Below are 7,222 nucleotides of genomic sequence, written 5' to 3'. Positions count from 1 at the left end.
AGGCCAGCGGCAGCCGCAAGGCTACGGCCGAGCGGTTGGGAATCAGCCCGCGCACCTTGCGTTATAAAATTGCCCGGATGAAGGAGGCCGGGGTGTTGGTTCCTTGTTAAAAATTGGCTTGAAATCTGCTTGTCCGATATAAAATCACCAGCGAGTCATTTTTATGTCAGATATGAATATCAACCAAGTCCTGGCTCAAATGCGGACCATGTCCATCGAAGCCGGCGGCAAACCGCCGGTTGGCGACAATTCCGGCGATTTCGCCGCGATGTTGAAGCAATCGATCGACTCGGTGAACCGCACTCAGCAAACCGCCAACGACATGGCGCAATCCTTCGAAATGGGCAAGCCGGACGTTAGTCTGGCCGAGGTGATGATCGCCTCGCAAAAAGCCAGCGTATCGTTCCAGGCCATGCTGCAAGTCCGCAACAAACTGGTCGATGCCTACAAGGACGTTATGGGCATGTCCATGTAAGCTGCTATGCTGTGAGCCATGAGCGAAATAGACCGAAACCTACCGATGGAAAGCGCGTTGCCGATGGTGACGACGGACAAGGGCAGAATGCAGACGGCGTTGAGAAGCCTGAGCAAACTGCCGCTGTCCAACCAATTGGGCTTGATGTTGGGCCTGGCCTTAAGCGTCGCTATTGGGGTTGCCGTCGTGCTCTGGTCGCAGGAGCAACATTACGACTTATTGTTTCCGGCAGTCGCCGAAAAAGATGCCACCGAAATCCTCGATGCGTTGACCAAGCTAGGCGTCGAGTATAAGGTCGAGACCGGTACCGGAACGATCATGGTGCCGGCCGAAAAAGTCCGCGAAGTCAAGCTCAAGCTGGCCGCGCAAGGTCTGCCGCGCAGCACCAGCCTCGGTTACGAGTTGCTCGACAAGGACAACGGTTTCGGCGCCAGCAAAAACGTCGAACAGATGCGCTTTCAGCGGGCCTTGGAAGGCGAGATTGCGTTGACCGTGCAAACCATCCAAAACGTCAAATCCGCCAAAGTGTTGTTGGCGATTCCGGTACAGTCGGTCTTCGTCCGCGAACGTAAAAAACCCAGCGCTTCGGTCGTGGTCGAGCTGTATCAGGGCCGCAGCTTGGAAAAGGAACAAATCGAAGCCATCGTCCACTTGGTATCGTCCAGCGTGCCTTTGATGGAGCCGGGCCAAGTCACCGTCGTCGATCAAAAAGGCCGTTTGCTGAACAGCAAGGAAACCTCGGAGGACATGTCTCTATCCAGTAAGCAGTTCGATTACAAGCGCAATCTCGAGGAGCATCTGCGCGGGCGGATCGAGAATATTCTGACGCCGCTGGTTGGCGGCGACGGCATGCGGGCGCAGATTTCCGCCGACGTCGATTTCACGGTGACCGAAAAAACCCAGGAAATGTTCAACCCCGATCTGCCGGCGCTGCGTAGCGAGCAAACCCAGGAAGACAAAAACTCGCAATCCAAGGTACAAGGCGTTCCGGGCGCGTTATCCAACCAGCCGCCGCCGACAGGCGTGGCGCCGGAAGTCGCCAGCGGCCAGGAGAAAACCGAAACCAGCGGAGAAACCGGTTCCACCAGCAAAAGCGCGACCCGCAACTACGAACTCGATAAAACCATTACCCACACGCGGCTCGCGACCGGCGCGTTGCGGCGACTGTCGGTGGCGGTCGTCGTCGATAACAAAAAGGTCGCTCAGGCGGACGGACAATTCGGCCAACTGCCGTATTCCCAAGAAGAACTCAACCAATTACGTGATTTGGTCAAGCAGGCGGTGGGCTTCGACAACAGTCGCGGCGATCAGGTCACTGTCACTAACGTGGCTTTCAAAATGCCGGAAGCGCTGGAAGAAGTGCCCAGCGAACCGTTCTGGCAACAAGCTTGGTTTGGCGGTAGCATGCGGCAATTGGCGGCCGTGCTGGTGGTGCTGATGTTGATTTTGGGTGTGCTGAGGCCGGCGGTGCGGACCTTGATCGCCAAGGAAGCGCAAATCGAAGCGTTGGAAGAGGCCAAGGCCATTGCCGAGGCGTCCGGGGGTATCGTGCGCTTCGACGAAGAAGGCCGGCCGGTGCCGGTCGCCGTCAAGGTCGATGAAGAAACCGGCGAGGTGCGGACGATCACGACCGGCGCCGAGGATTTGTTGCTGCTGGAAGCCCCGCAAAGCTACGAAAAAAGGCTGGAATACGTGCAAAAACTGATAGACGAAGATCCCAAACTGGTCGCCCAAGTCATCAAAACCTGGTTGAAGGACAATGGCTGAGGATCCCAATGACCTATCCCATGCCCAGCGCGCCTCGCTGCTGCTGCTGGCCGTCGGTCAGGACCGGGCGGCGACGGTACTGCGCCACATGGGACCCAAGGAAGTGCAATTGATCGGCTCGACGATGGCGCAACTGGGACCCATCAGCTCGGGGATGGTGGATCAGGTCTTGGAAGAGTTCATTATTCAGATCAAGAACGAAACCGGCCTGGGTTTGGATTCCGACGAATACATCCGGGCGATGCTGACCAACGCATTGGGTGCCGACAAGGCCGGCAGTATCATCGACCGGATTTTGTTGGGCGCCAACAGCAAGGGTATCGAGCAGCTCAAATGGATGGATACCCGCTCGATCGCCGACTTGATCCGTCTCGAACATCCGCAAATCATCTCGATCATTTTGTCCTTGTTGGACGCCGATCAGGCGGCCGATGTGCTGACGATGCTGCCGGAAAACATGCGTTCCGACATTCTGATGCGCATCGCCACGCTGGAAGGCGTGCAGCCCGCGGCATTGCGCGAGCTGGACGATATCATGGAAAAACAATTGACAGGCAGCGAAGGCGTCAAGTCGTCGCAAATCGGTGGTATCGACGCTGCCGCCAATATTCTCAATTTCATCGAAAGCACGGTCAGCGATCCGATGATGCAAGACATCAACGAAGCCAATTCCGATCTGGCTCAACGCATTCAGGACAAAATGTTCGTATTCGGCGATTTGGTCAACGTCGACGACCGCGGCATTCAAACCCTGCTACGCGAAGTTTCCACCGACCAATTGCTGTTGGCTTTGCGCGGCGTGGACGGCGCCTTACGCGACAAGATTTTCGCCAACATGTCCCGCCGCGCGGCGGAAATGCTGCGCGACGACCTCGAAGCCGCGCCGCCGGCTCGCCTCAGCGAAGTCGAAGCCGCGCAAAAAGACATCCTGGCGATCGCCAAACGCTTGTCCGACGCCGGGGAAATTTCGTTAGGCGGCGGCGGCGGCGATGAATTCGTCTAAGGGCAATAAATTCTCCGACGCCGAGCTGCAAGCGCTGAATCGCTGGACCGATTTGCAGGATTTCAGCGCGCCGCGCTCCGAACCCGTCGATGTCAAGGAAGCCACGGAAACCTTGACGGTCGATCAAATCGAAGCGATCCAAAAACAGGCTTACGCGGAAGCCTACGCGCAAGGTCGGCAACAGGGCATGGAAGAAGGGCGCGAGATTGGCTTGGAAGAGGGACGGCGGCAGGGTTACGAAGACAGCCTGCACTTGCTGCAAAAGCAGGCCGCCGAACTGAATGTGCTGCTCGAAGCCTTGAGCGAGCCGTTTCGAACGCTCGACGCCGCCGTCGAAGAAGAATTGGTCAAACTGGCCTGCGCGATAGCCGGCCAATTAGTCCGCCGCGAACTGAAAACCGAACCCGGCGAAGTCGTCGCGGTGGTGCGCGAAGCCGTCAAGGCCCTGCCGCTAGCCTCGCAAAAAATTACCGTCAATCTGCATCCCGAAGACGCGGCGTTGGTCAGAACCGCGCTGAGTCTGGACGAAAGCATGCCGCCTTGGTGTTTGCGGGAAGACCCCTTGCTTAGCCGCGGCGGTTGTACCGTCGAAACCGAAGTGTCCAGCGTCGATGCCAGCGTCGAAACCCGCTTGGCCGCCGTGATCGCCACGGTCTTGGGCGGCGAACGCCGCCAAGACACTCAGCGATGATCCCGACGCCGGACCGTGGACGGTTGTGGTTGGCACGTTTGCAACCATATCGGCAACGTTTGCTCGAGCCGCCGCCGTTAATCGTCGAAGGCCGCTTGACCCGAATGGTGGGGCTGACTTTGGAAGCCGAGGGTTGCCGAGCCTCGATCGGCTCGCTGTGCCGCGTCGTCACCAAGTCCGGCAAAGTCATTTCCGCCGAAGTCGTCGGCTTTTCCGGAGCCCGCTTGTTTTTGATGCCGACCGGCGATACCCACGGCCTGGAGCCGGGGTGCCGGGTGATTCCGCTCGGGCAGGACAGCCTGGTCGGCGTCGGGTTCGGCTTACTTGGCCGGGTGCTGGACGGCGCCGGTCAGGCGCTGGACAACAAGGGACCTTTGATCACCGATGCCAAGGTCTCGCTGGCCGGCGTGCCGATCAATCCGCTGACCCGTAAACCGATCCGCGAAGCCCTGGACGTCGGCGTCAGAGCCATCAATTCGATTCTCAGCGTCGGCCGCGGCCAGCGGATGGGCTTGTTCGCCGGCACCGGTGTCGGTAAGAGCATCCTGCTGGGCATGATGACCAAATTCACCAATGCCGACATCGTCGTCGTTGGCCTGATCGGCGAGCGCGGCCGGGAGGTGAACGAATTTGTGTTGAAGATCCTGGGCGAGGAAGGCTTGAGCCGCGCGGTGGTGGTGGCGTCGCCGGCCGACGATTCGCCGCTGATGCGGGTGCATGGCGCGCTATTGGCGACCGCGATCGCCGAATATTTTCGCGACCAGGGCTTGAACGTGCTGCTGTTGATGGATTCGTTGACCCGCTATGCCCAGGCTTACCGCGAGATCGCGTTGGCCATCGACGAGCCGCCGGCCACCAAGGGTTATCCGCCGTCGGTATTCGCCAAATTGCCGCAGTTGGTGGAGCGGGCCGGCAACGGCGACGAAGGTGGCGGCTCGATCACCGCGTTTTACACCGTGCTGGCCGAGGGCGACGACACCAACGACCCGATCGCCGACGCGGCTCGCGGCGTGTTGGACGGGCATATCGTTTTGTCGCGGGCGCTGGCGGACTCGGGCCATTATCCCGCCATCGACGTCGAAGCGTCGGTTAGCCGGGTGATGCCGGATATTGTGGATAACGAACACATGCGCATGGCTCGCGATTTGCGGCGTTTGTATTCCACTTACCAGCAAAACCGCGACTTGATCAGCGTCGGCGCTTACCGGCCCGGCGCCGATCCGCGCATCGATCAGGCGATCGAGCGCAATCCGGCCATCATGGCGTTTCTGCGGCAAGACATGGACGAATCGGTCGATTTGAGTCGTAGCATCGACGAGCTGGCGCAATTGCTGGGCGGCCGATGAAAAAATCTCAGCGCCTGAATGTCATCGTCGATTTATACGTTCGCCAGGAACGCGAAGCGTTGGAGGCGATGGGCACCAGCCAGCAACGGCTCGCCGATCAGCAAAATCAGCTCGATCAACTGGTTCAATATCGGCTGGAGTATTTGCAGCGTTTCGAGGCACGTCAGCGGGCCGGGATTAACGTTGGTCAGTTGCTGGAGTTTCGAGCGTTCGCCGACAAGCTGGACGGGGCGATCGAAGGTCAGCGCCGCCAGGTGCTGCAATGCGAAAGGGATTTGCAAAAAGCCCGTGGACTTTGGGAACAATGCCATCAGCGCACTAAAAGTTTGAAGCGCGTCAAGGAATTGGCGGCCGTCGACGAAGCGAAAACCGAACAAAAACGCGAGCAAGCCGAGCAAGACGACCGGGCAGCTCGCTCGCGCCGCGACGATGGCACGGGACGTGCTTAGATCGATGATATAGTCCGAGGAGTGGCGCCATGAATATTCAAGGTTTCAATTTGGTTTCGTTGTTGGCCGGCACCGAAAATGCCGCCGGTTTGAACGGTTTGAACGGTTTATTTTCCGGCGAAGGCGGTGCGGCCGGGTTTTCCGATACGCTGATGCGGCAGTTGACGGCCTTGCAGCAGGCCATGGCATCCGGCGGCGCAAGCACCGCTGGCGATTTGTCGTTGCCGAGCCAAGTTTCGGGCAGCGAAGGCCAGGTGATCGACGGGCAAACCCTGCAAAACTTTGCCGCGTTATTCGGCAAACGCTTGCCGGCTACCACGGTCGGTCAAGCCGGCGGAGCGGATTCGGCCAAATCCGAAATCGATCTGGACGACACCTTGCAGGCTTTGGCCGAGGTGCTGCAATCGTTGCAAAGCCTTGAGGCCGCTGCGCCGGCCTCGCCGGAAGCCGCTCAAGCAACGCCGGTCGCCGAGATCGACACGTCTACCGAGCAAAGCCACGATTCCGAGATCCGTAACTTGACCGAGCAGTTACAAGCCGCGCTGGACGCCGCTGGCGTTACCAAGGTGCCGGCGGCTAAGGTGGCGGAGCTTGGTTCTCAAACCTCGGCGGAGGTTTCTACCCAGACCGCCGCGAGGGTTTCCGCCCAGACTGATGAGCAAGTGGCCAGCGCCTTACAAACCGCTTCGGCGATAGGTCAGGAACGCCAGCCCGCCAAATTGCAAACCGCGGCCGGCCGAGATGCGTTGCTGGCAACGTTGACCGGTGACGACGCCAAGAATTTGACGGCCTCGGCGGCGACCAGCATCGGTTCCACCGCGGGCTCCGAAGCCGCGACCGGTAACGCCGGCGGGCAGACCGGCAACAACGAGCAAGCGCCCCAGCAACCGTCGTCGGACAGCGGTCTGTCCGCCGTTAAAGTGTCCGCCGAAAGTGGCGATAGCGCCGACAGTCGCTGGTCGCGGGTCGCGGCGGATGTGGGCCAATTGAATAGAGTCGCGGCCAATGCAGGCCCGCTGCCTGAAGCCACTGTGATTGGACGGCCGGTCAACCACCCGGAATGGAATGCCGAGCTCGGTCAGAAATTGTTGTGGATGCACAATCAGGCGGTACCGTCGGCGGAAATTCGCTTGAATCCCGAACATTTAGGACCGATTTCGATCAAGATCGATGTCAATCAAGATCAGGCCAACGTCACGTTTACCACCCAGCACGCGGTGGTCAAGGAGGCGATCGAGGCGGCGATTCCCAAGCTCAGGGAGATGCTGGGCGGTCAAAACTTGAATCTGGCCGATGTCAGCGTGTCGCAGCAACAGTCCGAGCAACGCTCGGGCCGCGAGGGTTTTCAAATGGCCGGCGACCAACAGCGTGGGCGGCAGGGTCAAGCTTCCGGGCAGGAGGTGTCGGTTGCCGACCCGGTCATCGACGAAATCGAGACCGGGCGAGCGATCGCCAGCAATGGCTTGCTGAGCTTGTTTGCCTAAGCCAATA

The 7,222-nt window shown here is 59.5% G+C and carries 8 protein-coding genes; all 8 read left to right on the top strand.

Annotated features, from left to right (window positions below; all coding sequences use genetic code 11):
- Positions 1 to 110, top strand: a 110-nt coding sequence (locus A1355_RS24720; RefSeq protein WP_157197933.1) for a helix-turn-helix domain-containing protein, incomplete at its 5' end; no start/stop codon positions are given.
- A 53-nt stretch (positions 111 to 163) separates the two neighbouring features.
- Entirely contained in the window at positions 164 to 475 is a 312-nt protein-coding gene (gene fliE, locus A1355_RS17000; protein WP_064030358.1) for a flagellar hook-basal body complex protein FliE, read from the top strand.
- 18 nt (positions 476 to 493) lie between these two features.
- Positions 494 to 2,242 (top strand): flagellar basal-body MS-ring/collar protein FliF, encoded by a 1,749-nt coding sequence (gene fliF, locus A1355_RS16995; protein ID WP_139306178.1) that lies wholly within the window; start codon positions 494 to 496, stop codon positions 2,240 to 2,242.
- The gene (gene fliG / locus A1355_RS16990; RefSeq protein WP_064030356.1) at positions 2,235 to 3,245 is read left to right on the top strand and encodes a flagellar motor switch protein FliG; all 1,011 of its coding nucleotides are present in this window, start codon (positions 2,235 to 2,237) and stop codon (positions 3,243 to 3,245) included. The genes fliF and fliG overlap by 8 nt, the downstream gene beginning before the upstream one ends.
- On the top strand, positions 3,232 to 3,936 hold the full coding sequence (locus A1355_RS16985) for a flagellar assembly protein FliH (RefSeq protein ID WP_064030354.1): 705 nt from the start codon (positions 3,232 to 3,234) through the stop codon (positions 3,934 to 3,936). The genes fliG and A1355_RS16985 overlap by 14 nt, the downstream gene beginning before the upstream one ends.
- The gene (gene fliI / locus A1355_RS16980; protein WP_064030352.1) at positions 3,933 to 5,282 is read left to right on the top strand and encodes a flagellar protein export ATPase FliI; all 1,350 of its coding nucleotides are present in this window, start codon (positions 3,933 to 3,935) and stop codon (positions 5,280 to 5,282) included. The genes A1355_RS16985 and fliI overlap by 4 nt, the downstream gene beginning before the upstream one ends.
- Entirely contained in the window at positions 5,279 to 5,731 is a 453-nt protein-coding gene (gene fliJ, locus A1355_RS16975; protein ID WP_064030350.1) for a flagellar export protein FliJ, read from the top strand. Before fliI ends, fliJ begins: the two co-directional genes overlap by 4 nt.
- Before the next feature lie 29 nt (positions 5,732 to 5,760).
- Positions 5,761 to 7,215, top strand: a complete 1,455-nt coding sequence (locus A1355_RS16970) for a flagellar hook-length control protein FliK (protein ID WP_064030349.1) — start codon at positions 5,761 to 5,763, stop codon at positions 7,213 to 7,215.
- Positions 7,216 to 7,222 lie beyond the last annotated feature (7 nt).

The sequence above is a fragment of the Methylomonas koyamae genome, assembly GCF_001644025.1.
GTDB classification, from domain to species: domain Bacteria; phylum Pseudomonadota; class Gammaproteobacteria; order Methylococcales; family Methylomonadaceae; genus Methylomonas; species Methylomonas koyamae_A.
Note: the sequence above shows the minus strand (reverse complement) of the source record. Positions and strands in the feature narration are given on the sequence as shown.